Origin of the sequence: Paraoerskovia sediminicola, from assembly GCF_030296575.1 — a bacterium.
GTDB classification, from domain to species: Bacteria; Actinomycetota; Actinomycetes; order Actinomycetales; family Cellulomonadaceae; genus Paraoerskovia; species Paraoerskovia sediminicola.
This window is the reverse complement of sequence record NZ_AP027729.1, coordinates 3,169,255-3,196,215: the sequence shown is the minus strand read 5'-3', so window position 1 is coordinate 3,196,215 and position 26,961 is coordinate 3,169,255. Positions and strand designations below refer to the sequence as shown.

The following is a 26,961-nucleotide window of genomic DNA, read 5'->3' as shown; positions in this document are numbered from 1 at the left end:
CGTCACGAAGCCCGGGATCTCGGGGATCACAGAGCCCCGGGCCGGTGCTGGGTGAGGCGCACCTTGCTTGCGCATCCGCAAATAGAGCACGACGATGTTTCCTATATACGTGCGCGCGGCGGATCGACTGTGGTCCGGCTGCGCGTCCCGGGAGTCGACGGCGTGAGGAGGCGAGCGTGACAGTGTCCGCGAAGAGTGCCACCGCGCGTCCGGCGACGTCCGCGCCCGCACCTGCACGCGTGCCCGGATCGGCACCGGCCCCGACCCGCGCGCCCGCCACCTCGGTGATGTCCTCCGGCGACGAGCTCGACGGCTCGACGCGCGAGCGCGTGCTCAACCACGTCGTCACCGACGGCCCGGTGAGCGCCGCGGATCTCGCTCGGACCCTGGGGCTCACCCCGGCCGGCGTCCGTCGCCACCTCGGTCTCCTCGAGGCGGAGGCGCTCATCTCCGAGTACCGGACCCCGCACGGCGACGGCTCCCGCGGCCGCCCGGCGCGCCGCTTCGTCGCGACGACGCGCGGCCAGTCCGAGCTCTCCGCCGCGTACCCGGACCTCGCGTCCCAGGCGCTGCGGTTCCTCGCCGAGTCCGCCGGGAGCGAGGCGGTCGAGACCTTCGCCCGCGCCCGCCTCGACGAGTTCGTCCAGCGCAATTCAGCGGCGATCGACGCGGACGACGTCGCGGGCCGGGCGCGGCAGCTGACCCAGGTGCTCGCGGACGAGGGCTTCGCGTCGAGCCTGCGTCCCGTCCCGGGCGGGTTCGCCCTCCAGCTGTGCCAGGGGCACTGCCCCGTGCAACGCGTGGCGGAGGAGTTCCCGCAGCTGTGCGAGGCCGAGGCGGAGGCGTTCTCGCGGCTCCTCGGGTCCCACGTCCAGCGGCTGGCGACGCTCGCCGGCGGCGGTCACGCCTGCACGACGAACGTCCCGATCCCCAGAACCGCGTCCGGCGACCCGTCGGACGGCCCAGCAGACCGAGCAGCAGACCCAGCAGCACAGCTCCCCCGACCACCTCAAGCACCTGGAACGCGGAAGGACTGACATGAGTGCTCCCACGCAGGACACACCGAACGTGAGCCCGCAGTCGGACGACGAGATCATCGCGTCGATCGGCTCGTACGAGTACGGCTGGCACGACAGCGACGCGGCCGGCATGTCCGCGCAGCGTGGCCTCTCCGAGGCCGTCGTGCAGAACATCTCCAACCTGAAGAGCGAGCCCGAGTGGATGCTGAAGCGCCGCATGAAGGCGCTCAAGCTCTTCGACAAGAAGCCCATGCCGAACTGGGGCTCCGACCTGTCGGGCATCGACTTCGACAACATCAAGTACTTCGTGCGCTCCACGGAGAAGCAGGCGACCTCCTGGGAGGAGCTGCCCGAGGACATCAAGGCGACGTACGACCGCCTGGGTATCCCCGAGGCCGAGAAGCAGCGCCTCGTCGCGGGTGTCGCGGCGCAGTACGAGTCCGAGGTCGTCTACCACCAGATCCGCGAGGACCTGGAGGAGCAGGGCGTCATCTTCATGGACACCGACACCGGACTGCGCGAGCACCCGGAGCTGTTCGAGGAGTACTTCGGCACCGTCATCCCGTCCGGTGACAACAAGTTCGCGGCGCTCAACACGGCCGTCTGGTCGGGCGGGTCCTTCGTCTACGTGCCGCCGGGCGTGCACGTCGAGATCCCGCTGCAGGCCTACTTCCGGATCAACACCGAGAACATGGGCCAGTTCGAGCGGACGCTGATCATCGCCGACGAGGGCTCGTACGTGCACTACGTCGAGGGCTGCACGGCGCCGATCTACTCGAGCGACTCGCTGCACTCGGCGGTCGTGGAGATCATCGTCAAGAAGAACGCCCGCGTGCGCTACACGACGATCCAGAACTGGTCGAACAACGTCTACAACCTCGTCACCAAGCGGGCGACCGCGGCCGAGGGCGCGACGATGGAGTGGGTCGACGGCAACATCGGCTCCAAGGTCACCATGAAGTACCCGGCGATCTACCTGCTGGGCGAGCACGCCCGCGGCGAGACGCTGTCCATCGCCTTCGCCGGCGAGGGCCAGCACCAGGACGCCGGCTCGAAGATGGTCCACGCCGCTCCGCACACGTCCTCGTCGATCGTCTCGAAGTCCGTCGCCCGTGGCGGCGGTCGGACGTCGTACCGCGGCCTGGTCCAGGTCCTCGAGGGTGCCGAGCACTCGGCCTCGAACGTGCTCTGCGACGCGCTGCTCGTCGACCAGATCTCCCGGTCGGACACGTACCCGTACGTCGACGTCCGCGAGGACGACGTGTCGATGGGCCACGAGGCCACGGTCTCCCGCGTGAGCGAGGACCAGCTGTTCTACCTGATGTCCCGAGGCATGACCGAGACCGAGGCCATGGCCATGATCGTGCGCGGGTTCGTCGAGCCCATCGCGCGCGAGCTGCCCATGGAGTACGCGCTCGAGCTCAACCGCCTCATCGAGCTGCAGATGGAAGGGTCGGTCGGCTGAATGACTACCGCCAGCACCACAGAGTTCACGGCAGCGTCGGCCGACGAGGCCGCCGCGTTCGGTGACGAGGGCCCCCAGGGCATCGTCACCGACCACTCCAGGGCGACCGCGGACGGCGCGCACACGCACGGCGTGGGCGGCAAGCCGCAGGGTTCGCGCGCCGAGCGGCTCACGTCGTTCGACCTCGCCGACATCCCCGTGCCGTCGGGGCGCGAGGAGGAGTGGCGCTTCTCGCCCGTCGCGCGCCTGACGCCGCTGTTCGACGAGGACCTCGCCGGCTCCGGCGTCATCACGACGGTCGTCGACGCGCCCGAGGTCGAGGTCGAGATCGTCGCCCGCGACGACGAGCGGGTCGGCACCGCCGGTCGCCCGGGTGACCGCGCTGCGGTCGTCGCGTGGCACGCCGCCAAGGAGGCCACCCTGGTCACCGTCCCCGAGGGCGCGACCGCGTCCGAGGTGACGTCGATCCGGGTGGAGGGGACGTCGTCCGACGCCACGGCCGCCCACGTCGTGCTCCACGCGCGGCCGAACAGCAAGGCCGTGATCGTCCTCGACCACGTCGGGACCGCCACGCTCACCCAGACCGTCGAGGTCGTCGTCGACGAGGGCGCAGACCTCACCGTCGTCTCGGTCCAGGACTGGGACGCCGGCGCCGTCCACGCGAGCTCTCACCGGGCGCGCATCGGCAAGGACGCGAAGCTCAAGCACGTCGTGGTGACCTTCGGCGGCGACGTCGTCCGGGTCACGCCCGACGCAGAGTTCACCGCCGAGGGCGGCGAGGTCGAGATGGTCGGCCTGTACTTCGCCGACACCGACCAGCACCAGGAGCACCGCCTGTTCGTGGACCACGCGGTCCCGGCCTGCAAGTCGCGCGTCACCTACAAGGGCGCGCTGCAGGGCGAGGGCGCCCACACGGTGTGGGTCGGCGACGTGCTGATCCGGGCCGCCGCCGAGGCGACCGACACCTACGAGCTCAACCGCAACCTCGTCCTGACCGACGGGGCGCGAGCCGACTCGGTGCCGAACCTCGAGATCGAGACCGGCGAGATCGAGGGCGCGGGCCACGCGTCCGCGACCGGCCGCTTCGACGACGAGCAGCTCTTCTACCTGCAGGCACGCGGCATCCCCGAGGTCGACGCCCGTCGCCTCGTCGTCCGCGGGTTCTTCGCCGAGCTGATCCACGAGATCGGCGTGCCCGAGGTCGAGGAGCGCCTGCTCGCGTCCATCGAGTCCGAGCTCGCCAAGTCGATGAGCGTGATCGAAGGCACCGCATGACCGCGCAGGTCGCCTGCCGCGTCTCCGACGTCCCCGTCGAGGGGACGCTCAAGGTCACGCTCGACGGGTCGGACGGACCCGTCGAGGTCGCGGTGGCCCGCGACTCCGACGGCGGCTGGCACGCCGTCTCCGACATCTGCTCCCACGGGGCCGTGTCGCTCTCCGAGGGCGAGGTCGAGGGCTGCCTCATCGAGTGCTGGCTCCACGGCTCGCAGTTCGACCTGCGCACCGGAGAGCCCAAGCAGCTCCCCGCCACCCGTCCCGTCCCCGTGTACACCGTGACCGTCGACGGCGAGCACGTGCTCGTCGACGTCGACGCGAACGTCACCACAGCCACGCACTGAACTTCCTGGAGAACTGATATGCCCACGCTCGAGATCCACGACCTGCACGTCAGCGTCGAGACCAAGGAAGGCCCCAAGCCGATCCTGCGCGGTGTCGACCTCACCATCGACAGCGGCCAGACCCACGCGATCATGGGGCCCAACGGCTCCGGCAAGTCGACGCTCGCGTACTCCCTCGCCGGTCACCCGAAGTACCAGATCACCCAGGGCACCGTGACCCTGGACGGCGAGGACCTCCTCGCCATGACGGTCGACGAGCGCGCTCGCGCCGGACTCTTCCTCGCCATGCAGTACCCCGTCGAGGTCCCTGGCGTCTCCGTCTCGAACTTCCTCCGCACGGCCAAGACCGCGATCGACGGCGAGGCCCCCAAGCTGCGCCACTGGGTCAAGGACGTCAAGGTCGCCATGGAGCAGCTGCGCATGGACAACGCCTTCGCCGAGCGCTCCGTGAACGAGGGCTTCTCCGGTGGCGAGAAGAAGCGCCACGAGATCCTGCAGCTCGAGCTGCTGAAGCCGAAGTTCGCCGTCCTGGACGAGACCGACTCCGGTCTCGACGTCGACGCGCTGCGGGTCGTCTCCGAGGGCGTCAACCGCGTCAAGGAGTCGACGGACGCCGGGATCCTGCTCATCACGCACTACACGCGGATCCTGCGCTACATCAAGCCGGACTTCGTCCACGTGTTCGTCGGCGGACGCATCGCCGAGGAGGGCGGCCCCGAGCTGGCTGACCGCCTCGAGGACGAGGGCTACGACCGCTACCTCGAGGGCGCGGGCGCAGCCACCGTCTGACCGCTCGCTCCGCACCGGCGCCGGCGGGACCGTCGTGCACGGTTCCGCCGGCCCGGCGCCGGAACATCGACCACCCAGCCGAGGAGGACCAGGATGACGACCACCGCGCAGCCGGTCGGCGTGCCGCAGCTCGACGAGCCCGCGGTGCCCGCGGAGCACTGCCCGACGTTCACCGCGCTCAGCCCTCGTGAGCTGGCAGCGGTCCGGGCCGACTTTCCGATCCTCGAGCGCACGGTCCGCGGTGGCCGTCCGCTCGTCTACCTCGACTCGGGGGCGACCTCGCAGAAGCCGAACCCGGTGCTGGACGCCGAGCAGGACTTCTACGAGCGGCGCAACGCCGCGGTGCACCGCGGGGCGCACCAGCTCGCCGAGGAGGCCACCGAGGCGTTCGAGGACGCGCGCGCGTCCGTGGCGCGGTTCGTCGGGGCCGACGTCGGCGAGATCGTCTGGACGTCGGGCGCGACGGCAGCGATCAACCTCGTCGCCTACGGCATGTCGAACGCGACCCTGGGTCGTGGGGGAGACGTGGCGCGCCGGTTCGCGCTGGCCCCCGGCGACGAGATCGTCGTCACCGAGGCGGAGCACCACGCGAACCTCGTCCCGTGGCAGGAGCTCGCGGCCCGCACCGGTGCCGTGCTCCGCTGGCTCCCGGTGGACGACGACGGCCGGATCGTGGTCGACGCCGCGGCGGAGATCGTCACGGAGCGCACCAAGGTCCTGGCGTTCACGCACGCGTCGAACGTCACCGGTGCCGTCACGCCGGTCGCCCCGCTGGTCGCCCGGGCCCGCGAGGTCGGTGCGATCACCGTGCTGGACGCGTGCCAGAGCGTGCCGCACCTGCCCCTCGACCTGCACGCCCTCGGTGTCGACTTCGCCGCGTTCTCGGGCCACAAGATGCTCGGGCCGACGGGTGTCGGCGTCCTCTACGGGCGACGCGAGCTGCTCGAGGCACTCCCACCGGTCACGACCGGCGGGTCCATGATCGAGGTCGTCACGATGTCGGGGTCGACCTACATGCCGCCGCCGCAGCGTTTCGAGGCGGGCACGCAGATGGTGGCTCAAGCCGTCGCCCTGGGTGTCGCCGCGACGTACCTCGGCGAGCTCGGTATGGATGCGGTCGCCGCCCACGAGCGCGAGATCACGGAGGCCCTGCTGGCGATCGACGACATCCCCGGCGTGCGGATCGTCGGGCCGCGCACGGCGGAGGACCGGCTCGCCGTGGTGTCGTTCGTGGTCGACGGGGTGCACGCGCACGACGTCGGTCAGGTGCTCGACGACGCCGGGGTGGCGGTCCGCGTGGGACACCACTGCGCGCAGCCGCTCCACCGGCGGTTCGGTATCACGGCCACCGCCCGCGCCTCGGCCTCGGTGTACACGAGCCTCGAGGACGTCGTGACGTTCCGGGAATCCCTGGCGGGCGTCCGGGCGTTCTTCTCCGTGGACTGAGCCGCCCCTCGCGCGCCCCGGCGCGCCCCGAACCGAGACGACCTGGACGAACGACCGGAGGACGACGTACCGATGAGCTCGCTCGAGCAGATGTACCAGCAGGTGATCCTCGACCACGCGAAGTCCCCGCAGGGCAAGGGTCTGATCGAGATCGCGCCCGGACACGTGGGCAGCGAGTCGCACCAGGTGAACCCCACCTGCGGCGACGAGGTGACCCTGCGCGTCGACGTCGTCGAGCGTCCGGGCGCAGACGGCGTGCCTGTCGCCACGGTCGACGCCGTGAGCTGGGAGGGTCAGGGGTGCAGCATCTCCCAGGCCTCGATCTCCGTGCTCCACGACCTCGTCGCGGGACAGCCCGTGACCGAGGCCGAGCGCCTCGGGGAGATCTTCCGGGAGCTGATGACGACCCGGGGCAAGGGTCTCGAGGACGATGACGACGAGGAGGCCATCGGTGACGCGGTCGCGTTCACCGGGGTCTCGCAGTACCCCGCACGGATCAAGTGCGCGCTGCTCGGCTGGGCAGCGCTCAAGGACTCGCTGGTGACGGCCGGAGTCCTCACGACGAAGGAGCAGGCATGAGCACCGACACCCCCGCGGCCCCGACGCCGCCGACCGCCGCCGACGTCGAGGAGGCGATGCGCGACGTGATCGACCCGGAGCTCGGGATCAACGTCGTCGACCTCGGCCTCGTGTACGGCGTGCAGGTGGACCAGAACAACCACGCGATCATCGACATGACGCTCACGTCGGCGGCGTGCCCGCTGACAGACGTGATCGAGGACCAGACCTCGCAGGCCCTCGACGGGATCGTCGCCGGCATGCGCCTCAACTGGGTGTGGATGCCGCCGTGGGGTCCGGAGAAGATCACGGACGACGGCAAGGAGCAGCTGCGCGCCCTCGGCTTCAACGTCTGACGGCCGACGGCTCCGCCGTCACCGATCGAGGGCCCCGTCCTGCGCGCCGTGCGCAGGGCGGGGCCCTCGGCGTGCACGGAGGGGTCGGAGGCCTCGTGTCGAGCGTGCTCTGACGGACGCGTCGACGGCTCCCGCCGAGGCGCCGGCCGCTCGGGTCTCGCGGTTGTCCATGTGCCGTCTCCGACCCGCTCCGGTGCCCGTGAGGTTCGCTGAGCGCTCACGGGTCCGGTGGGGGCCGTGGGGGTCGAAAGAGTCAGGGTCGGCCGGGGCCCTTGGGATCCGCACCGGAGTCATGGTGCGGTTCGGACGGGCGTCCGGGGCTGTCGGGCGCGTTCGGATCACGCGGCGCGTCGGGCGTCGCGGGACGGCCCGGTCCTTTCGGCTCGGTGCCCTCGGTCGGCTCCTCGCCCTCGGGCGGAGGTCCGGGAGACTCGCTGGGTGCGCTCATGGGTCGAGACCTTTCCATGGTCGCCGTCGACCGCTCCGTCTGAGCGTTCGACCGCTTGCCTCGAGACGACCACGAAAGCTCGGCACTCACCAGCCGGCACGACCGCGCATCGGGTACTTCTGCTGTGGGGTGCTTCAGGAGGTCAGCCCTGCCCGGGCGTCCTCCGGGCGAGGTCCAGGACGCAGTGCTGGGGGCCGACGAAGGGGTGGAGCGCCGGGGCGTCCATCGGCGTCGGCGCCTCCTCGTCGCTGGAGGCCCTTGCCGTCGCGGCGCTCGCCGAGAGCACACCCTGGGCGAGCCCCAGGTGGAACTCGCAGACCACCTCGGGCCGCTGTCGGGCGAGGTCGGCGAAGGGGCAGCGGTGCAGGTGGAACGTCGGAGGCTCGTCCTCGTATCGCGGCGCGAACCCCATCGCGTCCAGGTGCATGTCGAGGGCCGCGACGGGATCCGACGGCGCCTCACCCGGGGCCCACGGTGCCGTGCGGACGGCGGCCTGCCTCCCGGCCTCGCGTGCCGCCTCGGCCGGTGACTCCACCCGTTCGCCGAAGCCCTGGAGAAGTACCTGGGTGAGCTCCTTGCGGGCGACGGCGTCGCTCGCCCTTGGGCTCGGCGCCTGGCGCTCGGCGGGGTCCGGTGTGCGCAGTGCGCGGTAGATGGTCCTCGGCCTGCCGCGGGTCGTGCGCTTCTCCGGCTCGCCGGCCACGAACCCGGCGTCGCAGAGCACCTGGAGGTGCTCGCGGGCGGTGTTCGGGTGGAGGTCGGCGCCCTCGGCGAGCTCGGTCACGGTCATGTGGCCGCGGTCGTGCAGGAGGTCGAGCAGCGCGACCCGGCTCTCCGAGGAGAGGGCCCTGTGCGGGGGGATCTGGGGCGAGGTCACCCGGCCAGTCTAGCATTTTACACGGCCGCATGGCGTGTTGCCGTGGAAAGCCCGGCATCGGCGACACCCGGCGTTGTCGCCACCGAGCACCGAGCACGTAGACTGCCCGTTTGCCTCCGCGCACCGGCGACAGTCGGTCGCCGCCGGCCCCCTCGTCGTCGATCCTCCGAAGGACCCCCCGTGATCACCGCCCAAGCCGTCGAGCTGCGCATCGGCGCCCGCGTCCTGCTGCACGACGCGTCGTTCCGCATCGCACCCGGCGACAGGATCGGCCTGGTGGGACGCAACGGAGCCGGCAAGACGACCCTCACCAAGACCCTCGCGGGCGAGACCCAGCCCACCGGCGGCAAGATCGTGCGCGGCAACGAGATCGGCTACCTGCCGCAGGACCCGCGCACGGGCGACCTCGACGTGATCGCCATGGACCGTGTGCTGTCCGCGCGCGGGCTCGACTCCGTCGTCCGACAGATGCGCGAGACCGAGGGCGCCATGGCGAGCCTGGACGTCGAGACGCACGAGGCGGCGATGGAGCGGTACCCGAGGCTCGAGGAGCGATTCCTCGCCGCGGGCGGCTACGCGGCCGAGAGCGAGGCCGAGACCATCACCTCGAACCTCGGTCTCGACGACCGGATCCTCGCCCAGACGCTCGGCACGCTCTCGGGCGGTCAGCGCCGTCGCATCGAGCTCGCGCGGATCCTGTTCTCCGGCGTCGAGACCCTGCTGCTCGACGAGCCGACGAACCACCTCGACGCCGACTCGATCATCTGGCTGCGCGAGTACCTGCGGCACTACTCGGGCGGGCTCATCGTCATCTCCCACGACAACGAGCTCCTGCGGGCGATCGCGAACAAGGTGTTCCACCTCGACGGGAACCGCGGCGAGATCGACCAGTACAACATGGGCTGGGACCGCTACCTCGAGCAGCGCGAGACCGACGAGCGCCGGCGCCGCAAGGAGCGGCAGATCGCCGAGAAGACGGCCGGCACGCTGCTCGCCCAGGCCGAGAAGATGCGCGCCAAGGCCACCAAGGCGGTCGCCGCGCAGAACATGATCCGCCGCGCCGAGAAGATGCTCTCCGGCCTCGAGGGCGTGCGCGCGAGCGACAAGGTCGCGAACCTCCGGTTCCCGAAGCCCGCGGCGTGCGGCAAGACCCCGCTCACGGCGTCCGGCCTCTCGAAGGCCTACGGGTCCCAGGAGGTCTTCACCGGTGTCGACCTCGCGATCGACAGGGGGAGCCGCGTGGTCATCCTCGGCCTCAACGGTGCCGGCAAGACGACGCTCCTGCGGATCCTCGGAGGCGTCGAGGACGCCGACCAGGGCACCGTGAACCCCGGCCACGGGCTGAAGATCGGGTACTACGCCCAGGAGCACGAGACCCTCGACATGGACGCGACGGTCGTCGAGAACCTCCGGCACGCCGCGCCCGACCTCGGCGACACCGAGGTCCGCGGCGTCCTCGGGTCGTTCCTGTTCTCCGGGGACGACGCCGACAAGCCGACCCGCGTCCTGTCCGGCGGGGAGAAGACCCGGCTCGCCCTCGCGACCCTCGTGGTGTCGTCGGCGAACGTGCTGCTCCTCGATGAGCCGACGAACAACCTCGACCCCGCGTCGCGCGCCGAGATCCTCGGAGCGCTCTCCACGTACGAGGGCGCCGTGGTCATGGTCACGCACGACGACGGTGCCGTGGCCGCGCTGAACCCCGAGCGGGTCCTGCTGCTGCCGGACGGCGACGAGGACCTCTGGAACGACTCGTACGCCGAGCTCGTCTCGCTCGCGTAGCGCTCAGAGCCCGTGCCCGAATCCCTCGGGGCGGGCAGCAACGCGGGGCAGGGCCGCCACCGGGCGGCGCCCACGGGTCCGGTGACCGCTACCGGTCCTGCCCGGACCTGCCGTGCTGCGCCTCGACCAGGGCGTCCTCGATGTCCTCCTCGGTGGGGCGCTCCGCGCGCCGACGCCGCCGCGCGGCGCGACCGTCGGGGTCGTCGAGCAGGTCGCCGGCCACGACCTTCGGCCCGCGCTCGCGGCGGACGAGGATGATGAACCCGCCGACGGCGCCCAGCGCGAAGATGATCCACTGGAACGTGTACGACAGGTGCGAGCCGGGGTCGGTGCTCGGTGCCGGGAGCCCGACGAGCTCGGTGTCGGGCGCCGGGTCCTCCGACACGAGCGAACCGTAGGCGCTCGTCGTCCGACCCTCGGCCCAGTCCCCACCGCCCGGGGCCGCGGCGAGGACCTGGTCGGTGGAGATCGCCTGCACCTGCCCGGGGGCTGCGTCACGCGTCGAGGCGGGCTCGTCGGGGCGCATCCGGACCGTCGCAGCGACGGTGCCGGGCGGCGGGGCAGCGATCTCGGCAGGGGTGCTCGCGTCCTCGCCCCACGAGACGAACCCGCGGTCGACGACCACGACGTCGCCGGCGGACGTGCCCTCGGTGACCTCGAAGGGGACCAGGACGTGGAAGCCCGGCGTGCCTCCGACGGGGCGGTTGCGCAGCAGCACCGTCCGTTCGGGGTCGTAGGTGCCGACCATCGTCACGGAACGCCACTCGTCCGACTCGTCGAACGGCTCACCGGGTGCCGGCCACAGGTCGTCCGCGGGGACCGGGGCGGCGTCGTAGTTCGACTCCACGACGGCGATAGCCGCGTTGCGGCTCTCGTACCGGTGCCACTGCCAGCGGGCCGCGGCGAGGCACACCGCGGCCAGGAGGATGACGCCCACGGCCAGCACCAGCCAGTCGCGTGCCGTCCGGGCCGGCCGTGGCGCCCCGTCGACCGGCGCGGGCGGCTCAGGTGGTGCGGCAGGTGCAGCTGGCGCCCTGTCGTCGGCGGCGCTCACTCTGCCTGGGTCCGCGGCAGGTCGGCGACGGGGACGCTCTCCTTGAAGAAGTTGCGCGCACCGAGGAACGTCTCCAGGTGCTCGCGGTGGTCGTCGCACGCGAGCCAGATCTTGCGCCGCTCGGGGGTGTGCAGCCGAGGATTGTTCCAGAGCAGACCCCACCGCGCCTCGGCGCCGCACCCCTTCGCACTGCAGATCAGGTCTCCGGTGACGGTGTCAGGCGTGCTCACTGCTCTCCTTCTCGCGGGGGACGGGGGCGCTCGTCGGGTGGCTCCGTGCCGTCGCCGCGAGCGGCACCCGGAGGCAGCGCTCGGCGGTCGACGCTCATGACGTCCGACGTGCGGTGGTCACGGCCGGCGTTGACGAGGAGGACGGCGACGTACGGCAGGAACACCGCGAAGACGGCCAGCACCCACCGGCTCCAGTGGTCGATCAGCACGCACCCCAGGAAGCAGAGCGCCCGGATCGACATCTGGATCGTGTACACCTTGAAGCGCCGGGCCTGGTCGTCGGCCAGGGGCTCGGGTGCTGTGGTCACGCTCTGCACGGGGTGCTTCGCGTGCGGGCTCTTCACCACGTCAGTCTAGGCGCCGGGTGGCGGCCCTGGGGCACGGTCCGGTGACATCGGTGTTGTCGGTTCCGGACAACTGACCGCTCGTTCGTCTGACGGTCCCTGCGCGACCGTGCCACCTCCCGCGCGGTACCGTCAGGAGGCCTGCGCGACCGCAGAGCGATACTGCCGACCGAGGAGAGACCGTCGTGACCGAGACCCAGCCCACGGCCGAGAAGGAACCGCGGACGGTCGTCGTGACCGGCGGCTCCCGAGGGATCGGTCTGGCCATCGTGCAGAGGTTCCTCGCCGAGGGCGACCGGGTCGCGACGATCGACCGCACCGCCCGCCCCGTCGAGGGCGTGCTGAGCACCCGCGCGGACATGACCGACACGGCCGCGATCGACGCGGCCTTCACGCAGATCGAGGCCGAGCTCGGGCCGGTCGACGTCCTCGTCGCGAACGCAGGCATCACGCGGGACCAGCTGCTCATGCGGATGACCGACGACGAGTTCGACTCGGTCGTGGACACCAACCTCACGGGGACCTTCCGCTGCGTGCGTCGGGCGTCCAAGGGGATGATCCGCCGTCGCGGCGGCAGGATCGTCATGATCTCCAGCGTCGTCGGGCTCTACGGCGGAGCGGGACAGGTCAACTACTCGGCCTCCAAGTCGGCGCTCGTCGGCATGGCGCGCTCGATCACGCGTGAGCTCGGCGGCCGCGGCATCACCGCGAACGTCGTGGCCCCCGGCTTCATCGAGACGCCGATGACCGCGGAGCTCGGCGAGGACCGTCAGAAGCAGTACAAGGCCGCGATCCCGGCCGGGCGGTTCGCCCAGCCCGAGGAGGTCGCGGGGGTCGTGCGCTTCCTGGCCTCGGACGACGCGGCGTACGTCAGCGGTGCCGTGATCCCCGTGGACGGTGGGCTCGGGATGGGTCACTGACCGCCGCGCTGTCGCCCGCCCCCGTGCGGGACGCGAGCCTTGAGGACGCCGGACGTGCCGTCCGGAGGCTCGCGGCACTACGCTCCAACCAGTCAACGACGGAAGGTCAGTCATGGGTCTGCTCGACGGTAAGAAGCTCCTCGTCACCGGTGTCCTCACGGACGCGTCGATCGCGTTCCACGTCGCGCGGCTCGCTCAGGAGGAGGGCGCGGAGGTCGTGCTCACCTCGTTCGGCCGCCAGTTCCGCCTGACCCAGGCGATCGCGCGCCGGCTCCCGAAGCCCGCGCCCGTCGTCCAGCTCGACGTGACCGACGCCGACGACCTCGCCGCGCTCGAGGAGCGGGTGCGTGAGCACGCGGACAGGCTCGACGGCGTCGTCCACTCGATCGGGTTCGCGCCGCAGTCGGTGATGGGTGGCAACTTCCTCTCGGGGAGTGGGCCGACGTCGCGACCGCGCTCGAGGTCTCCGCGTTCTCGCTCAAGTCGCTCGCCGTGGCCGCGAAGCCCCTGATGACCGAGGGCGGCTCCGTCGTCGGCCTCACGTTCGACGCCAGCTTCGCGTGGCCGGTCTACGACTGGATGGGTGTCGCGAAGGCCGCCTTCGAGTCGACGAGCCGGTACCTCGCGCGAGACCTCGGCCCCGACGGCATCCGCTGCAACCTCGTCTCGGCGGGCCCGATCCGCACGACCGCGGCGAAGTCCATCCCCGGGTTCTCCTCCATGGAGGACGGATGGCCCGAACGCGCCCCGCTGGGCTGGGACCAGACCGACCCGGAGCCCACGGCCCGCGCGGTCGCGGCCCTGCTGTCCGACTGGTTCCCGGCGACCACCGGCGAGATCGTGCACGTCGATGGCGGCGTCCACGCGATGGGACTCTGACCCGTGACCGACACCGCCGGCGGGATGCACCGGCTCGTCCTCCTGCGCCACGCCAAGGCGGAGTCGGCCGGCTCCGTGGAGGACGTCCTGCGCCCGCTGGCGCTCAACGGCCGCCGCCACGCGGGAAGGGTGGGCGAGTCGCTCCTGGCCGACGGCCTCGTCCCCGACCTCGTGCTCCGGTCGTCCGCAGTCCGGACCCGGCAGACGTGGGACCTCGCCGCGGCGAACCTCGGCGACGCGGAGCCCGAGGTCCGCACCCTCGACGACCTCTACACGGCAGGGCCCGCGGACCTCCTGCGGTTGCTGAACGAGCTCGACAGCCGCATGCGCACCGTCCTCGTCGTCGGGCACGAGCCCACGATGGCCGCGACCGCGGAGCGGCTCGCATCCCAGGACTCCGACCAGACCGCGGTGGCCCAGGTTCGCGTCGGTGTCCCGACGGCGACCTACAGCGTGCTCGAGTCGGGACTCCCGTGGCAGGAGTGGGCGGCGCGGACAGCGACCCTCGTGAGGGTCCACCGCCCCGCGCGCTGAGGCTGCCGACCGCTGGGCGCCAGCCCGTCAGCGTCGCGCGAGCGGGTCAGGCGACGTCGACCGCCGTGCTCTTCGACGCGCCCTGCGGCAGTCCCTGCGAGAGCACCTCGTCGATGACGCCGAGCACGGCGTCGAGGCGAGGTCCGTCCACGGAGTAGGGCGCCTGCTCGCGGACGACCGGCTTCGCGGCGAACGCGATGCCGATCCCCGCCGCGCCGATCATGTCCAGGTCGTTCGCGCCGTCGCCGATGGCGATTGTGTGCTCCATGGAGATGCCCTCGGCGGCCGCGAACTCGCGCAGCGCGGCGGCCTTGGCCTGGCGGTCGATCACCGGTCCGACGGTCCGGCCCGTGAGGGCACCGTCGGAGGTCTCCAGCCCGTTGGCGCGGTACCGGGTGATCGAGAGCGGCGCCGCGAGGTGCTCGACGATCTCGACGAACCCGCCCGAGACGAGGGCCACAGGCCAGTCCCTGCGGTGCAGCTCGGCGACGAGCTCCTCGGCGCCGGGGGTGTAGGTGGCACGACGACGGACCTCGTCGAGAGCGGCGAGCGGCACCCCCGCGAGGGTGGCGACGCGCTCGCGCAGCGATCCCGCGAAGTCGAGCTCGCCCCGCATCGCGCGTTCCGTGACGGCGGCGACCTCCGCGCGCGTCCCGGCGTGCTCGGCGATCAGCTCGATGACCTCCTGGGAGATCAGCGTCGAGTCGACGTCCATGACGACGAGGTGCCGGGGCAGCCCGTCCCCGTCCCGCCTCGTGCCGTCCTTCGGGTGCGGTTCGCGACCGCCTTCAGCAGCAGACCCGGTCACTCGACGACGGTTCCCTTCGGGACGACGGTCAGCCCGGACTCGGTCACCGTGAAGCCGCGCGCCCGGTCCTCCTCGGGATCGAGGCCGACGCGGGCGCGCTCGGACACGTAGACGCCCTTGTCGAGGATCGAACGGTGCACCTGGGCGTGCCGGTCGACGACCACGTCGTCCATGAGGACGCTGTCGGAGACCGACGCCCACGAGTGCAGGTAGACGCCCGGAGACATGATCGAACCGACGGCGGTGGCGCCCGAGACGATCACGCCGGGGGAGACGATCGAGTCGGCGGCGTGCCCGAGCCGCCCGGAGCCGGCGTGCACGAACTTCGCCGGCGGCAGGCTCGTGTACAGGGTGTGCAGGGGCCACTGGTGGTTGTAGAGGTTGAACACCGGTTCGACGGCGATGAGGTCCTTGTTCGCCTCGAAGTACGAGTCGATGGTCCCCACGTCGCGCCAGTACTGGCGGTCGCGGTCGGTCGAGCCCGGCACGTCGTTGTGGATGAAGTCGTAGACCCGCGCCGTGCCGCGCTCGACGAACGCGGGCGCGATGTCCCCGCCCATGTCGTGCCGCGAGTCGGGGTCGGCCGCGTCCGCGGTGACGGCCTCGATCAGCGCGTCCGTGTTGAAGACGTAGTTGCCCATCGAGGCGAGGACCTCGCCCGGGGAGTCGGCGAGACCCACGGGGTCCGTGGGCTTCTCGAGGAACTCGCGGATCTTCGTGGGGTCCTCGGGGTCGGTGTCGATCACGCCGAACTGGTCGGCGGTGTCGATGGGCTGGCGGATCCCGGCGACGGTGAACTCGGCGCCCGACTCGATGTGCGCCTCGACCATCTGCGAGAAGTCCATGCGGTACACGTGGTCCGCGCCGACGACGACCACGATGTCGGGGTTCTCGTCCTGGATGGTGTTGAGGCACTGGTAGATGGCGTCGGCGCTGCCCAGGTACCAGTGCTTGCCGACCCGCTGCTGTGCGGGCACGGGCGCCACGTAGTTGCCGAGCAGCGGCGACATGCGCCACGTCTTGGCGATGTGCCGGTCGAGGCTGTGCGACTTGTACTGCGTGAGCACGACGATCTGCAGATAGCCGGAGTTGACGAGGTTCGAGAGGGCGAAGTCCACCAGCCGGTAGAGCCCGCCGAACGGCACGGCGGGCTTCGCCCGCGCTGTCGTGAGCGGCATCAGGCGCTTGCCCTCGCCTCCGGCCAGGACGATCGCGAGCACCTTTTTCTGCACCATGGGGCGACACTATGCCCCGCCGTGCTGGGCCCGCACCTGCGCGGTCACCCGTGGACGGGATAGTTTTGGGTCGTGAGAGTCGACCTGCTGACCCGTGAGTACCCTCCGCACGTCTACGGGGGTGCCGGCGTCCACGTGGCCGAGCTCTCCGCGGTCCTGCGACCCCGCGCGGACGTCCGCGTCCACGCCTTCGACGGGCCGCGGTCCGGAAGTGACGAGCAGCAGGGCGTCACCGGCTACGACGTGCCGGCCGAGCTGGCGGGCGCCGACCCGGTGCTGCGGACGTTCGGCGTCGACCTCCAGATGGCCGACGCCGTCCGCGGCGCGGACCTGGTGCACTCGCACACGTGGTACGCGAACCTGGGCGGGCACCTGGCCGGGCTCTTGCACGGGATCCCGCACGTGATCTCCGCGCACTCGCTCGAGCCGCTGCGCCCGTGGAAGGCCGAGCAGCTCGGCGGCGGGTACCGGCTGTCGGGCTGGGCCGAGCGCACCGCCTACGAGGGCGCGGACGCGATCATCGCCGTCTCGGCGGGCATGCGCGCCGACATCCTGCGCTCCTACCCGGACGTGGACCCCGCCCGGGTCCGGGTAGTGCACAACGGGATCGACCTCGACGGCTGGTCCCGTCCCGAGTCCGACGAGGCGCGTGCCACCGCCGACCGGGTGGTGCGGGGCCTCGGCATCGACCCCGACCGTCCCGCCGTCGTCTTCGTCGGGCGCATCACGCGGCAGAAGGGCCTGCCGTACCTCCTGCGGGCCGTGCGCGAGCTTCCTCCGGAGGTCCAGGTGATCCTCTGCGCGGGGGCACCCGACACCCCGGAGATCGCCCGGGAGGTGTCCGACGCCGTCGCGACCCTCTCCACGGAGCGCACCGGGGTCGTGTGGATCGAGGAGATGCTGCCGCGCGAGCAGCTCGTGGCGGTGCTCGCGGCGTCGACCGTGTTCGTCTGCCCGTCGGTCTACGAGCCCCTGGGCATCGTGAACCTCGAGGCCATGGCGGTCGGCCTGCCGGTGGTCGGCTCCGCGACGGGCGGCATCCCTGAGGTGATCGACGACGGCGTCACCGGGACCCTCGTGCCGATCGAGCAGGTGACCGACGGCACCGGCACACCGGTGCACCCGGACCGCTTCGTGGCCGACCTGGCGGGCGCCCTGCGCGACGCTGTCGCAGACCCGGCACGCGCCGAGGAACGCGGGGTGGCCGCTCGGCGCCGGGTCGAGGACCACTTCTCGTGGGACGCGATCGCGGACCGCACCATGGCCGTCTACGAGAGCGTGCTCGCAGAGCGCTGATTGAGCGCTGACCGTTCGGTGGTGGGCCCGCCGCGGCGCACCTCGGTCCACTGTGGCGCGCCCCTCAGCCCACGCTCGGTCCAACTCAGCCGGCTCAGGGCGACTCAGTCCGCGGCGGCGTCGGGGACGATGTTCGCCGTGACGGCGCTCAGTGCGCGTCGTGAGGTCTGCTCCACGGACTGCAGCGCCGCGCCGCGCTGGTCGGCCTGCCACAGGTTCACCGCCCCGCCCTCGTCCACCGAGCCGAGCTCGACGATGCGGCGCAGCCGCACCGCGAGCGTGAGGGTCCGGGCGCGCCGCGGGGCGAGGCGCGGCGGCAACCAGGCGGGTCCGCCGTCGTCCCGCAGCGCGGCGATCCCGTCCGCGGCGTCCTCCCGCCAGCGGGCGACGTCGAGGCGGTCCAGCGCCTCGGTGGCCGTGAGCAGCGCGACGCGCAGCTCCCTCTCCGCGTCGGCCGGGGAGCCGACGGCGGCCAGGAACCTCGCGCTCCACGGTTCCACCTCGCGCACGTGCCAGGTGACGAGGTGGCCGGGCTCGAGATCGGAGCCGAACTCGACGACCTCCGGGACGACGGCCCACGCGGGGCGGGTCCCGCCGCCGGTGGCGCCGCCGCCGTGCGGTGCCCCGCGAGCGTCGCCTGCCTCCACGAGCAGCGCTTCTCCCGCCTCGGTGGCGTCGGTGGCGATGCTCGCGGGGACTCCGGCCACGTCCCCAGGGGCCGGCAGAGCGGCCGCGAGCGTCGTGCCCGGCAGGCTCAGTGCCGCGAGGAGGTCCTCGAGGGTCGCCCCGTCGGGGCGACCCTCGAGACCGACCACCGTGTGAGGTTCGTCGTCCAGCGTGACCGCGCGGACGGCGTCCGCCCCCGCAGCGCGACCACGGCCGACCTGGTCGGCCCAGAGGGCGAGGCGGACACTCCGCGAGAGGTTCGAGGTGCGCATTTCCACGGCGGCAAACCTATAGGGTCGGGGACATGAGCTGGGTTCTGGACCTGCAGGGTGTCACTGTTCGACGCGGTGGCGCGAACATCCTCGACGGCGTCGACTGGCAGGTCGAGGAGGGCGAGCGCTGGGTGGTGCTCGGGCCCAACGGGGCGGGCAAGACGACCCTCCTGCAGATCGCGTCGACGCGGATGCACCCGACCTCGGGCGTCGCCGAGATCCTCGGTGAGCGGCTCGGCAAGGTCGACGTCTTCGAGGTGCGGCCGCGCATCGGCCTGGCCAGCGCGGCGCTCGCCGAGCTCATCCCCAAGGGCGAGACCGTGCGCGACGTCGTCCTCACCGCGGCGTACGGGGTGACCGGCCGGTGGCGCGAGGAGTACGAGGCGTTCGACGAGGACCGCGCCACGGCGCTGCTCTCGGTCTTCGGTGTCGAGCACCTCGCAGGCCGCTACTTCGGGACGCTGTCGGAGGGCGAGCGCAAGCGCGTCCAGATCGCCCGTTCGCTCATGACGGACCCCGAGCTGCTCCTGCTCGACGAGCCCGCAGCAGGGCTCGACCTCGGTGGCAGGGAGGAGCTCGTCGGTGCCCTCGCCGAGCTCGCCGGCGACAAGGCCTCGCCGGTGCTGGTGCTCGTCACGCACCACCCCGAGGAGATCCCGCCCGGGTTCACGCACCTCATGCTCGTGCGGGACGGCCGGGTGTTCCGGGCCGGAGCGATCGACGAGATCATGACCGCCGAGAACCTCAGCGAGGCCTTCGGGACCCCCTCGAGGTCTCCCACGACGCCGGGCGCTGGACGGCGCGCGCCGCGCTCTGAGCGTCGGCCCGTGGGGTAGCGCTCGCGGGCTCCGGCCGGCTCGACCAGCACCTGTGGGTAACCTCCGGGAGCGGTCAAGGTTCGGTAAGGTGATGCAGAGGCCGGTCGTCGACCGGCGATGGGGTCCCGTGCCCCGTGCGTGCAGGTTCGGGGTCCCGATGTCTCGGTGATCCCGGCACCCTGCCCGGGCCCCGGGGAAGGAGCGCACGATGGCGTGGTTGTGGTGGGTCGGTGGAGCAGCACTGCTCGGTCTGCTCGAGATCATCTCGCTCGACCTGGTGATCATCATGTTCGCCGGAGGCGCGCTCGGCGGTGCCGTCGTGGCCGGGCTCGGCGGGCCGGTGTGGCTCCAGATCGTCGTCGCCTGCGTGGTCTCGGCGCTGCTCCTGTTCACCCTGAGGCCGTGGCTCCTGCGGCACCTGCGCTCCCGGGTCCCGCTCGCGGAGACCAACGTCGCGGCGCACGTCGGCCGCCAGGCCGTGGTCGTCGAGACGGTCACCGAGCTCAGCGGCCTGGTCAAGCTCTCCGGCGAGGTGTGGTCCGCCCGCGTCGAGGAGGACGCCCCGTCCCTGCCGAGCGGCGCGGAGGTCCGGGTCGTCCGGATCGACGGCGCGACGGCCGTCGTCCGCGGCGAGGCCGCCGACCACGGCACCGGCGCGACGGGAACGCCCGCGACCGCCTAGCGCGCTCCGGGCACCCGCACCGACGGGAGATCTCGAGCACTCGCACCGCCCAGAACACCGAGCACCCGCACCACCGACCGGAGGACAAAGTTCATGGACGACCCAGGTTTCGGGACGATCGCGCTGTACGTGGTACTCGCGGTCGTCGTCATCTTCGTGCTCGTCGCGCTCGCGAAGGCGGTGCAGATCGTCCCGCAGGCCACCGCGGTGATCGTCGAGCGGCTCGGCCGGTACTCGCGCACCCTGGACGCGGGCCTGCACCTGCTGGTGCCGTTCATCGACCGTCAGCGGGCCGGCGTCGACCTGCGTGAGCAGGTCGTCTCGTTCCCGCCGCAGCCGGTGATCACCTCCGACAACCTCGTCGTGAGCATCGACACGGTCATCTACTTCCAGGTGACGGACCCGAAGTCCGCGGTCTACGAGATCGCCAACTACATCACGGCGATCGAGCAGCTCACCGTCACGACCCTGCGCAACGTCATCGGGTCCATGGACCTGGAGCAGACGCTGACGAGCCGCGACCAGATCAACGGCCAGCTCCGCGGGGTCCTCGACGAGGCGACCGGGCGCTGGGGGATTCGTGTCAACCGTGTCGAGCTCAAGTCGATCGACCCGCCGCAGAGCGTGCAGGGCGCCATGGAGCAGCAGATGCGCGCCGAGCGCGACCGCCGCGCGACGATCCTGACCGCCGAGGGTGTCAAGCAGTCGCAGATCCTCACGGCCGAGGGCGAGAAGCAGTCGCAGATCCTGCGCGCCGAGGGTCAGGCGCAGTCGGCGATCCTCCAGGCGGAGGGCGAGGCGCGAGCGATCCTCCAGGTGTTCGACGCGATCCACGAGGGCGACGCCGACCCGAAGCTGCTGGCCTACCAGTACCTGCAGATGCTCCCGCAGATCGCCGACACCCAGTCCTCGAAGATGTGGTTCGTCCCGACCGAGTTCACGGCCGCGCTCGACTCGATCACGAAGGGGTTCGGCGACGGCGCCGGCGGCGTGACGCCGACCGGTGGTGCCGACGGCGACGACGCGGGGGACGAGGGCGGCGGACGACGTCGGCAGCGCTCCGCCCTCGGCACGTCGTTGACCGACCCCGCGGAGGCGCTGGCCGAGGCGCGGCGCCAGGCCCAGGCGGCGACGGCCGACGCGACGAGCGCCGGGACCTACTCGGGTCGGCCCTTCGACCCTGCCTCCGAGTCGGGTCAGCGCCCGGCCGGTGCGCGCCGCTCGGGCGCGGCCGCCGGGTCCACCCCGCCGCGACCCCTGCCCGGCGTCCCCGACCCGACGAACGACGTCCCGCCGCCGCCCGTCCAGGACGACGACAAGAGCTAGCGCACCGGCGTCCAGCCGCAGTTCACGGGGCATGGTGATGGTCCAGCATCAGACCCGGACCGGCCGCCGTCGCGGCAGTAGGATCGCAGTCGCGTCGAACGACGCGACTGCGATCCGTGACGGAGGCCCATGCTCGTCCGACTGCTGCGCGAATACCTGCGCCCCTACGTCGGGGCGATCACGCTCGTCCTGGTCCTCCAGCTCGCGCAGACGCTCGCGACCCTGTACCTGCCCAGCCTGAACGCCGACATCATCGACCAGGGCGTCTCCCAGGGCGACACGGACTACATCCTGCGCACCGGCGGCGTGATGCTCGCCATCAGCCTCGGCCAGGTGATCTGCGCGGTCGTCGCCGTGTACTTCGGCGCCAAGGCCGCGATGTCGTTCGGTCGCGACGTGCGCCGGGGCTTCTTCACCCAGGTGCAGACGTTCTCGGCGCAGGAGGTCAACAAGTTCGGTGCGCCGTCCCTGATCACGCGGTCGACGAACGACGTGCAGCAGGTCCAGATGGTCGTGCTCATGTCGTTCACGATCATGATCATGGCGCCGATCATGCTGGTCGGCGGGATCATCATGGCGCTGCAGGAGGACCCGGCGCTGTCGTTGCTGCTCGTGGTGGTCGTGCCCGTCCTGGTGGTCGTGGTCGGCCTCATCATCTCGCGCATGGTCCCGTACTTCCGGGTCATGCAGAAGCGCATCGACCGGATCAACCAGGTGATGCGCGAGCAGATCACGGGCATCCGCGTGATCCGCGCGTTCGTGCGCGAGCGGCACGAGGAGGAGCGGTTCGAGGTCGCCAACGAGGCGCTGTTCGACACGTCGCTGCGCGCCGGGAAGCTCATGGCGCTGATGTTCCCGACGGTCATGTTCGTCATGAACCTGTCGAGCGTCGCCGTGATGTGGTTCGGCGGCCGGCAGATCGACAGCGGTGACCTGCAGATCGGTGAGCTGACGGCGTTCCTGAGCTACATCATGTACATCCTCATGGCCGTGATGATGTCGACGATGATGTTCGTCATGGTGCCGCGCGCTGCCGTCGCGGCCGAACGGATCCACGAGGTCCTCGACACCGAGTCGAGCGTCGTCGAGGTGGACGACCCGACGCCGCTGCCGGAGCGGCCGACCGGTCGGCTCGAGCTCGTCGGGGCCCAGTTCCGCTACCCGGGCGCCGAGGAACCGGTGCTCGAGGACATCGACCTGGTCGCCGAGCCCGGGCGGACGACCGCGATCATCGGCTCGACCGGCTCCGGCAAGACGACCCTGCTCAACCTGGTCCCGCGCCTCTTCGACGTCACGGCGGGCTCGGTCCGCATCGACGGGATCGACATCCGCGAGCTCTCGGGGGCGGATCTCGGGTCCCTCATCGGTCTCGTGCCGCAGAAGGCGTTCCTCTTCTCGGGGACCGTCGCCGACAACCTCAGGTACGGCAACCCGCAGGCGACCGAGGCGCAGATGTGGGAGGCGCTCGAGGTCGCCCAGGCGCGCTCGTTCGTGGAGAGCCTCGACGCGGGGCTCGAGGCCCCGGTCTCGCAGGGCGGGTCCAACTTCTCCGGCGGCCAGCGTCAGCGGCTCGCGATCGCGCGGGCGGTGATCCGGGACCCGCGCATCTACCTGTTCGACGACTCGTTCTCGGCGCTCGACTACGCCACGGACGCGGCCCTGCGCGCGGCGCTCGTGCCGAAGACGCGTGACTCCGCGGTGATCGTCGTCGCGCAGCGCGTGGCCACGATCCGCAGCGCGGAGGTGATCGTCGTCCTTGAGCACGGCCGCGTCGTCGGGCAGGGCACGCACGACGACCTGCTGGCGACCAACGAGACGTATCAGGAGATCGTCTACTCCCAGCTCTCGGCCGAGGAGGCGACGGCATGAGCGACAAGACCACGACACCGAGCGCCACCGGCGCCGGCGCGCCGGCACGGCCGCCGCGCCCGGGTCACGGCCCGATGGGCGGTGGCATGGGCATGCCCGGCGAGAAGGCGATGAACTTCCGCGCGACGCTCGCCCGGTTCGCCGGGCGGCTGCGCCCCGAGCGGATGCTCATCGGGCTCATCCTCGTGCTGGGCGTCGTCTCGGTCGCCGCCGCGGTCGCGGGGCCGAAGATCCTCGGCGAGGCGACGAACGTCATCTTCGACGGGATCATCGGCAAACAGCTGCCTGCGGGCATCACCCAGGACCAGGCGATCCAGGGTCTGCGGTCCCAGGGGCAGGACGACATCGCGGACATGGTCTCCGGGACGAACGTGGTCCCCGGCGACGGCATCGACTTCACGCTGCTCGGCCAGATCCTGCTGCTCGTCGCCCTGGTCTACCTCGCCTCGTTCCTGTTCGGCTGGCTCCAGGGCCGGCTGACGGCGATCGTCGTGCAGCGCACCGCGCGCACGCTGCGGGCCGACGCCGAGGCGAAGCTGAACCGGCTGCCGCTGTCCTACTTCGACCGCAACCAGAGGGGCGAGATCCTCTCGCGGGTCACCAACGACATCGACAACGTGTCGCAGACCATGCAGCAGACGCTGTCGCAGCTCGTCACCGCGGTGCTCACCGTGATCGGCGTCCTGGCGATGATGTTCTGGATCTCGCCGCTGCTCGCCGTGATCGCGCTGATCACCGTGCCGCTGAGCATCGTCATCACGATGATGATCGCGAAGCGCTCGAAGCCGCAGTTCACCGAGCAGTGGGCGTCGACCGGTCGCCTCAACGGTCACGTCGAGGAGATGTTCACCGGGCACACGCTCGTCAAGGTCTACGGGCACCAGGCCACCGCGCTCGAGGACTTCGACCGGGAGAACGAGGCGCTCTACGGGTCGAGCTTCCGGGCCCAGGCGATCTCCGGCACCATCCAGCCCGCGATGGGCTTCGTCGCGAACCTCAACTACGTGATCGTGGCGGTGGTCGGCGGGCTCAAGGTGGCGAACGGTTCCCTGACCCTCGGCGACGTGCAGGCGTTCATCCAGTACTCGCGGCAGTTCACGCAGCCGATCACGCAGATCGCGTCGATGATGAACCTGCTGCAGTCTGGCGTCGCCTCGGCGGAGCGCGTGTTCGACCTCCTCGACGCGCAGGAGCAGACCCTCGACCCGGCGTCCGGCGCATCGGTGAGCCCCGTGCGCGGGCGGGTCGCGTTCGAGGACGTCTCCTTCTCGTACGACCCCGAGCGGCCGCTCATCGAGCACCTCGACCTCGTGGTCGAGCCCGGCCAGACGGTCGCGATCGTCGGGCCCACCGGAGCGGGGAAGACGACGCTGGTCAACCTCGTGATGCGGTTCTACGAGGTCGGTGGCGGGCGCATCACGCTCGACGGTGTCGACACCCGGGAGATGACCCGGGACGAGCTGCGCCAGGACATCGGCATGGTCCTGCAGGACACGTGGCTGTTCGGCGGGACGATCGAGGAGAACCTGCGGTACGGCGTCCGCGAGGGGGCGACGGTCGACGAGGCGGCGTTCCGCGCCGCGACCGAGGCCACCCACGTCGACTCCTTCGTCCGGACGTTGCCCGACGGGTACGCGACTGAGCTCGACGACGAGGGCGGGAGCGTGAGCGCGGGGAGAAGCAGCTCCTGACGATCGCGCGGGCGTTCCTGGCCGACCCGGCGATCCTGATCCTCGACGAGGCGACCAGCTCCGTCGACACCCGCACCGAGGTGCTCGTCCAGCAGGCGATGAACGCCCTGCGCAGCGGGCGCACGGCGTTCGTCATCGCGCACCGGCTCTCCACGATCCGCGATGCCGACGTCATCCTCGTCATGGAGAGCGGGTCGATCGTCGAGCAGGGCTCTCACGAGAATCTCCTGGAGGCCGGGGGCGCCTACGCGCGGCTCTACCAGAGCCAGTTCGCGGCTCCGGTCAGCGACGGCGAGGGCGGCGAGGTGGAGGTGCCCGCGGACCCGGGGACGTCGTCCGGCGGTTCTGAGCCGGACGTGCCTGCGGACCAGGACCCCACGGAGGCAACTGACACGACGAGCCCGACGGACCGTGCCGGCGGAGCCGGTTCCGGACCTGGTTCCGCCGCCGGTGACGCGCGCGAGTGACGGTCGGCTGAGGTGCCGGTGACCCGGCGATGAGGTTCGCGGCCTACCGGGACGTGTGGCGGATCGTCCCGGCGCGGCGCCTCCTGCTCGTGACGATGGTCGCGCGGCTGCCGCACGCCGCGGTCGCGCTCGTGCTGACCCTGCACGTCGTCGAGACCCTCGGACGCTCGTACGCCCAGGCAGGGTTCGTGGCCGCGACGTTCACCGTCGGGATCGCGGTGGGCGCGCCGTGGCGCGGACGCCGCCTGGACCAGGTGGGCCTGCGTCGGACCCTGGTGCCCTCGATCGCGGTGCAGGCGGTCGTCTGGCCGCTGGCAGCGGTCGTCGACTACGCCTGGCTGTTCCCGGTCGCGCTCGTCGCGGGGGTGTTCGAGCTGCCCGTCTTCACGCTGGTCCGCAAGTCCCTGAGCGTCCTCGTGCCGCGCGCCCAGCAGCGTGGCGCGTTCGCCCTCGAGTCGATCCTGACCGAGCTCGTCTTCATGACGGGGCCGGCGGCGGGGGTGTGGGCCGCGACCCAGGCGGGGACCGGTCAGGTCCTCGTCGTCATCGGTGCCGCGGTGGCGGTGGCGGGTGTCGTCCTGTGGTTCGTGGACCCGCCGACCAGCACGCACCAGGTGTCGGACGGCGTCCCTGACGGTCTGGTCGTGGGCGCGCCCGCGGTGGCTCCGACGGCGGTCGAGAACGAGCTCCGCGGGGAGCGCGGCGAGCCGGGGCCGGGTGCCCCCGAGCGCGCCGCGCCCGGCGCCCTAGCCGCCTCCGGCTCGGGAGCGATCGACGGCGCCGGTGGCCGTGCGGGGCGGCGGACGGCGTGGCTCACCCCGGCCGTGGTCGTCGTCCTCGTGGCGTCGGCAGCCGCGATGTTCGTCCTCGTCGGGACGGACGTCGGGATCCTCGCGTCGTTGCGCGCCAGCGGCGACGTCGGGTCGCTCGGGCTCGTGTACTTCGCGTGGTGCTCCGCGTCGGTGGTCGGCGGCCTGCTGTACGGGACGCTGCACCGCGAGGTGGACCCGCTGTGGCTGCTCCTCGCCCTGGGCGCCCTGACCGTGCCGATGGTCCTCGAGACGTCCGTGCTCGGGCTCGCCGCGCTGGCCGCTCTCGCGGGGTTCGCGTGCGCGCCGATGCTCACCGCGGCGACCGAGGCGCTCGCCGGGCTGGTCCGGGAGGAGCGCCGGGGCGAGGCGATGGGCTTCCAGGGCTCGGCGTACACCCTCGGTGCCGCGGCCGGTGCCCCGGCGACCGGCGCGGCCGTGGACGTGGTCGGTCCCGCGGGCGCGTTCGCCGCGGCCGGTGGGCTCGCCGTGGTGGTGGCGCTGGTGGGTCTCGCGGTCGCGCGCACGACGTCCGGCCGGCGCGGAGAGGCGCGTCAGCGCTGAAGGTCGTGCTCGGTCGCGGTCCGCACCGTGCTCTGTCCGCTCGGTGCTCTGTCCGCTCGGTGCTCTGTCCGCCCGGTCGCTCGGCGCACGGCGGGTCGGGTGAATGCCCTGCTCCGTGGGGAAGTCCTGCCGGTCCGGGCG

Annotated in this window: 23 protein-coding genes and 3 pseudogenes; 19 read left to right on the top strand and 7 right to left on the bottom strand. The window is 71.7% G+C overall.

The genetic code is table 11. From position 1 onward, the window contains the following. The first annotated feature begins 176 nt into the window (after positions 1–176). From QUE47_RS14780 to QUE47_RS14745, 8 genes are all read left to right on the top strand, one after another. Positions 177–1,037 carry a helix-turn-helix transcriptional regulator gene (locus QUE47_RS14780; RefSeq protein WP_286217909.1) on the top strand — a complete coding sequence of 287 codons (861 nt, stop codon included), beginning with the start codon at positions 177–179 and terminating at the stop codon, positions 1,035–1,037. A gap of 1 nt (position 1,038) precedes the next feature. Then, a complete protein-coding gene (gene sufB / locus QUE47_RS14775; protein WP_286217908.1) occupies positions 1,039–2,484 on the top strand; it encodes a Fe-S cluster assembly protein SufB in 1,446 nt (481 codons plus the stop codon). Then, the gene (sufD, locus tag QUE47_RS14770; protein WP_286217907.1) at positions 2,485–3,759 is read left to right on the top strand and encodes a Fe-S cluster assembly protein SufD; all 1,275 of its coding nucleotides are present in this window, start codon (positions 2,485–2,487) and stop codon (positions 3,757–3,759) included. After that, a complete protein-coding gene (locus QUE47_RS14765; protein ID WP_286217906.1) occupies positions 3,756–4,103 on the top strand; it encodes a non-heme iron oxygenase ferredoxin subunit in 348 nt (115 codons plus the stop codon). Before sufD ends, QUE47_RS14765 begins: the two co-directional genes overlap by 4 nt. Positions 4,104–4,121: 18 nt before the next feature. Next, positions 4,122–4,892 carry a Fe-S cluster assembly ATPase SufC gene (gene sufC, locus QUE47_RS14760; protein WP_286217905.1) on the top strand — a complete coding sequence of 257 codons (771 nt, stop codon included), beginning with the start codon at positions 4,122–4,124 and terminating at the stop codon, positions 4,890–4,892. A gap of 93 nt (positions 4,893–4,985) precedes the next feature. Beyond that, the gene (locus QUE47_RS14755) at positions 4,986–6,338 is read left to right on the top strand and encodes a cysteine desulfurase (protein WP_286217904.1); all 1,353 of its coding nucleotides are present in this window, start codon (positions 4,986–4,988) and stop codon (positions 6,336–6,338) included. Positions 6,339–6,410: 72 nt separating this feature from the next. Beyond that, positions 6,411–6,917: a Fe-S cluster assembly sulfur transfer protein SufU gene (sufU, locus tag QUE47_RS14750; RefSeq protein WP_286217903.1), complete on the top strand. Its 507-nt coding sequence runs from the start codon at positions 6,411–6,413 to the stop codon at positions 6,915–6,917. Further along, a complete protein-coding gene (locus QUE47_RS14745) occupies positions 6,914–7,252 on the top strand; it encodes a metal-sulfur cluster assembly factor (RefSeq protein ID WP_286217902.1) in 339 nt (112 codons plus the stop codon). Before sufU ends, QUE47_RS14745 begins: the two co-directional genes overlap by 4 nt. 590 nt (positions 7,253–7,842) lie before the next feature. Here the strand turns inward: QUE47_RS14745 and QUE47_RS14740 are convergent. Then, a complete protein-coding gene (locus tag QUE47_RS14740; protein WP_286217901.1) occupies positions 7,843–8,577 on the bottom strand; it encodes a helix-turn-helix transcriptional regulator in 735 nt (244 codons plus the stop codon). Positions 8,578–8,757: 180 nt separating this feature from the next. Here QUE47_RS14740 and QUE47_RS14735 point away from each other — a divergent pair, with 180 nt between their 5' ends. Then, positions 8,758–10,356 (top strand): ABC-F family ATP-binding cassette domain-containing protein, encoded by a 1,599-nt coding sequence (locus QUE47_RS14735; protein WP_286217900.1) that lies wholly within the window; start codon positions 8,758–8,760, stop codon positions 10,354–10,356. A gap of 88 nt (positions 10,357–10,444) precedes the next feature. On the opposite strand, the gene QUE47_RS14730 is transcribed toward QUE47_RS14735, so the two are convergent. From QUE47_RS14730 to QUE47_RS14720, 3 genes are all read right to left on the bottom strand, one after another. Then, positions 10,445–11,293 carry an SURF1 family cytochrome oxidase biogenesis protein gene (locus QUE47_RS14730; protein WP_286217899.1) on the bottom strand — a complete coding sequence of 283 codons (849 nt, stop codon included), beginning with the start codon at positions 11,291–11,293 and terminating at the stop codon, positions 10,445–10,447. Between the two features lie 113 nt (positions 11,294–11,406). Further along, positions 11,407–11,640: a hypothetical protein gene (locus tag QUE47_RS14725; RefSeq protein ID WP_286217898.1), complete on the bottom strand. Its 234-nt coding sequence runs from the start codon at positions 11,638–11,640 to the stop codon at positions 11,407–11,409. Next, complete coding sequence (locus QUE47_RS14720) at positions 11,637–11,984, bottom strand: DUF3099 domain-containing protein (RefSeq protein WP_286217897.1); 348 nt, start codon at positions 11,982–11,984, stop codon at positions 11,637–11,639. The genes QUE47_RS14725 and QUE47_RS14720 overlap by 4 nt, the downstream gene beginning before the upstream one ends. Before the next feature lie 185 nt (positions 11,985–12,169). Here QUE47_RS14720 and QUE47_RS14715 point away from each other — a divergent pair, with 185 nt between their 5' ends. The 3 genes and pseudogenes from QUE47_RS14715 (at position 12,170) to QUE47_RS14705 (ending at position 14,317) form a co-directional block, all read left to right on the top strand. Next, the gene (locus QUE47_RS14715; protein ID WP_286217896.1) at positions 12,170–12,904 is read left to right on the top strand and encodes a beta-ketoacyl-ACP reductase; all 735 of its coding nucleotides are present in this window, start codon (positions 12,170–12,172) and stop codon (positions 12,902–12,904) included. Positions 12,905–13,016: 112 nt separating this feature from the next. Then, a pseudogene (fabI, locus tag QUE47_RS14710) lies at positions 13,017–13,783 on the top strand (enoyl-ACP reductase FabI). Between the two features lie 3 nt (positions 13,784–13,786). Then, entirely contained in the window at positions 13,787–14,317 is a 531-nt protein-coding gene (locus QUE47_RS14705) for a SixA phosphatase family protein (RefSeq protein ID WP_286217895.1), read from the top strand. 46 nt (positions 14,318–14,363) lie between these two features. Here QUE47_RS14705 and serB read toward each other — a convergent pair whose 3' ends face one another. Next, positions 14,364–15,032 carry a phosphoserine phosphatase SerB gene (gene serB, locus QUE47_RS14700; protein ID WP_286219533.1) on the bottom strand — a complete coding sequence of 223 codons (669 nt, stop codon included), beginning with the start codon at positions 15,030–15,032 and terminating at the stop codon, positions 14,364–14,366. An 89-nt stretch (positions 15,033–15,121) separates the two neighbouring features. Then, positions 15,122–16,360: a glucose-1-phosphate adenylyltransferase gene (locus QUE47_RS14695; RefSeq protein WP_286217894.1), complete on the bottom strand. Its 1,239-nt coding sequence runs from the start codon at positions 16,358–16,360 to the stop codon at positions 15,122–15,124. A 72-nt stretch (positions 16,361–16,432) separates the two neighbouring features. Between QUE47_RS14695 and glgA the strand changes: the two genes are divergently transcribed. Beyond that, positions 16,433–17,656 carry a glycogen synthase gene (gene glgA, locus QUE47_RS14690; RefSeq protein WP_286217893.1) on the top strand — a complete coding sequence of 408 codons (1,224 nt, stop codon included), beginning with the start codon at positions 16,433–16,435 and terminating at the stop codon, positions 17,654–17,656. Positions 17,657–17,760: 104 nt separating this feature from the next. Here the strand turns inward: glgA and QUE47_RS14685 are convergent, their stop codons facing one another. After that, positions 17,761–18,594 carry an Rv1486c family protein gene (locus QUE47_RS14685; RefSeq protein ID WP_286219532.1) on the bottom strand — a complete coding sequence of 278 codons (834 nt, stop codon included), beginning with the start codon at positions 18,592–18,594 and terminating at the stop codon, positions 17,761–17,763. Positions 18,595–18,626: 32 nt separating this feature from the next. Between QUE47_RS14685 and QUE47_RS14680 the strand changes: the two are divergent. The 6 genes and pseudogenes from QUE47_RS14680 to QUE47_RS14655 all read left to right on the top strand — a co-directional run bounded on the left by QUE47_RS14680 (position 18,627) and on the right by QUE47_RS14655 (position 26,820). Further along, a pseudogene (locus QUE47_RS14680) lies at positions 18,627–19,411 on the top strand (ABC transporter ATP-binding protein). Positions 19,412–19,620: 209 nt separating this feature from the next. Beyond that, positions 19,621–20,094: an NfeD family protein gene (locus tag QUE47_RS14675; RefSeq protein WP_286217892.1), complete on the top strand. Its 474-nt coding sequence runs from the start codon at positions 19,621–19,623 to the stop codon at positions 20,092–20,094. Between the two features lie 93 nt (positions 20,095–20,187). Beyond that, positions 20,188–21,420 (top strand): SPFH domain-containing protein, encoded by a 1,233-nt coding sequence (locus QUE47_RS14670; RefSeq protein WP_286217891.1) that lies wholly within the window; start codon positions 20,188–20,190, stop codon positions 21,418–21,420. Between the two features lie 129 nt (positions 21,421–21,549). Then, the gene (locus tag QUE47_RS14665) at positions 21,550–23,289 is read left to right on the top strand and encodes an ABC transporter ATP-binding protein (RefSeq protein ID WP_286217890.1); all 1,740 of its coding nucleotides are present in this window, start codon (positions 21,550–21,552) and stop codon (positions 23,287–23,289) included. Beyond that, positions 23,286–25,447: pseudogene (locus QUE47_RS14660) on the top strand (ABC transporter ATP-binding protein). The gene QUE47_RS14665 and the pseudogene QUE47_RS14660 overlap by 4 nt, the downstream one beginning before the upstream one ends. A gap of 29 nt (positions 25,448–25,476) precedes the next feature. Further along, positions 25,477–26,820, top strand: a complete 1,344-nt coding sequence (locus QUE47_RS14655; RefSeq protein ID WP_286217889.1) for an MFS transporter — start codon at positions 25,477–25,479, stop codon at positions 26,818–26,820. Positions 26,821–26,961: the final 141 nt, after the last annotated feature.

Coding starts and splice junctions, on each gene's coding strand:
- QUE47_RS14695 (WP_286217894.1), bottom strand. CDS start 16,360: ATGGTGCAGAAAAAGGTGCTCGCGATCGTCCTGGCCGGAGGCGAGGGC.
- QUE47_RS14755 (WP_286217904.1), top strand. CDS start 4,986: ATGACGACCACCGCGCAGCCGGTCGGCGTGCCGCAGCTCGACGAGCCC.
- sufU (WP_286217903.1), top strand. CDS start 6,411: ATGAGCTCGCTCGAGCAGATGTACCAGCAGGTGATCCTCGACCACGCG.
- QUE47_RS14670 (WP_286217891.1), top strand. CDS start 20,188: ATGGACGACCCAGGTTTCGGGACGATCGCGCTGTACGTGGTACTCGCG.
- QUE47_RS14685 (WP_286219532.1), bottom strand. CDS start 18,594: ATGCGCACCTCGAACCTCTCGCGGAGTGTCCGCCTCGCCCTCTGGGCC.
- QUE47_RS14745 (WP_286217902.1), top strand. CDS start 6,914: ATGAGCACCGACACCCCCGCGGCCCCGACGCCGCCGACCGCCGCCGAC.
- sufD (WP_286217907.1), top strand. CDS start 2,485: ATGACTACCGCCAGCACCACAGAGTTCACGGCAGCGTCGGCCGACGAG.
- QUE47_RS14675 (WP_286217892.1), top strand. CDS start 19,621: ATGGCGTGGTTGTGGTGGGTCGGTGGAGCAGCACTGCTCGGTCTGCTC.
- sufB (WP_286217908.1), top strand. CDS start 1,039: ATGAGTGCTCCCACGCAGGACACACCGAACGTGAGCCCGCAGTCGGAC.
- QUE47_RS14665 (WP_286217890.1), top strand. CDS start 21,550: ATGCTCGTCCGACTGCTGCGCGAATACCTGCGCCCCTACGTCGGGGCG.
- sufC (WP_286217905.1), top strand. CDS start 4,122: ATGCCCACGCTCGAGATCCACGACCTGCACGTCAGCGTCGAGACCAAG.
- QUE47_RS14765 (WP_286217906.1), top strand. CDS start 3,756: ATGACCGCGCAGGTCGCCTGCCGCGTCTCCGACGTCCCCGTCGAGGGG.
- QUE47_RS14655 (WP_286217889.1), top strand. CDS start 25,477: ATGAGGTTCGCGGCCTACCGGGACGTGTGGCGGATCGTCCCGGCGCGG.
- serB (WP_286219533.1), bottom strand. CDS start 15,032: ATGGACGTCGACTCGACGCTGATCTCCCAGGAGGTCATCGAGCTGATC.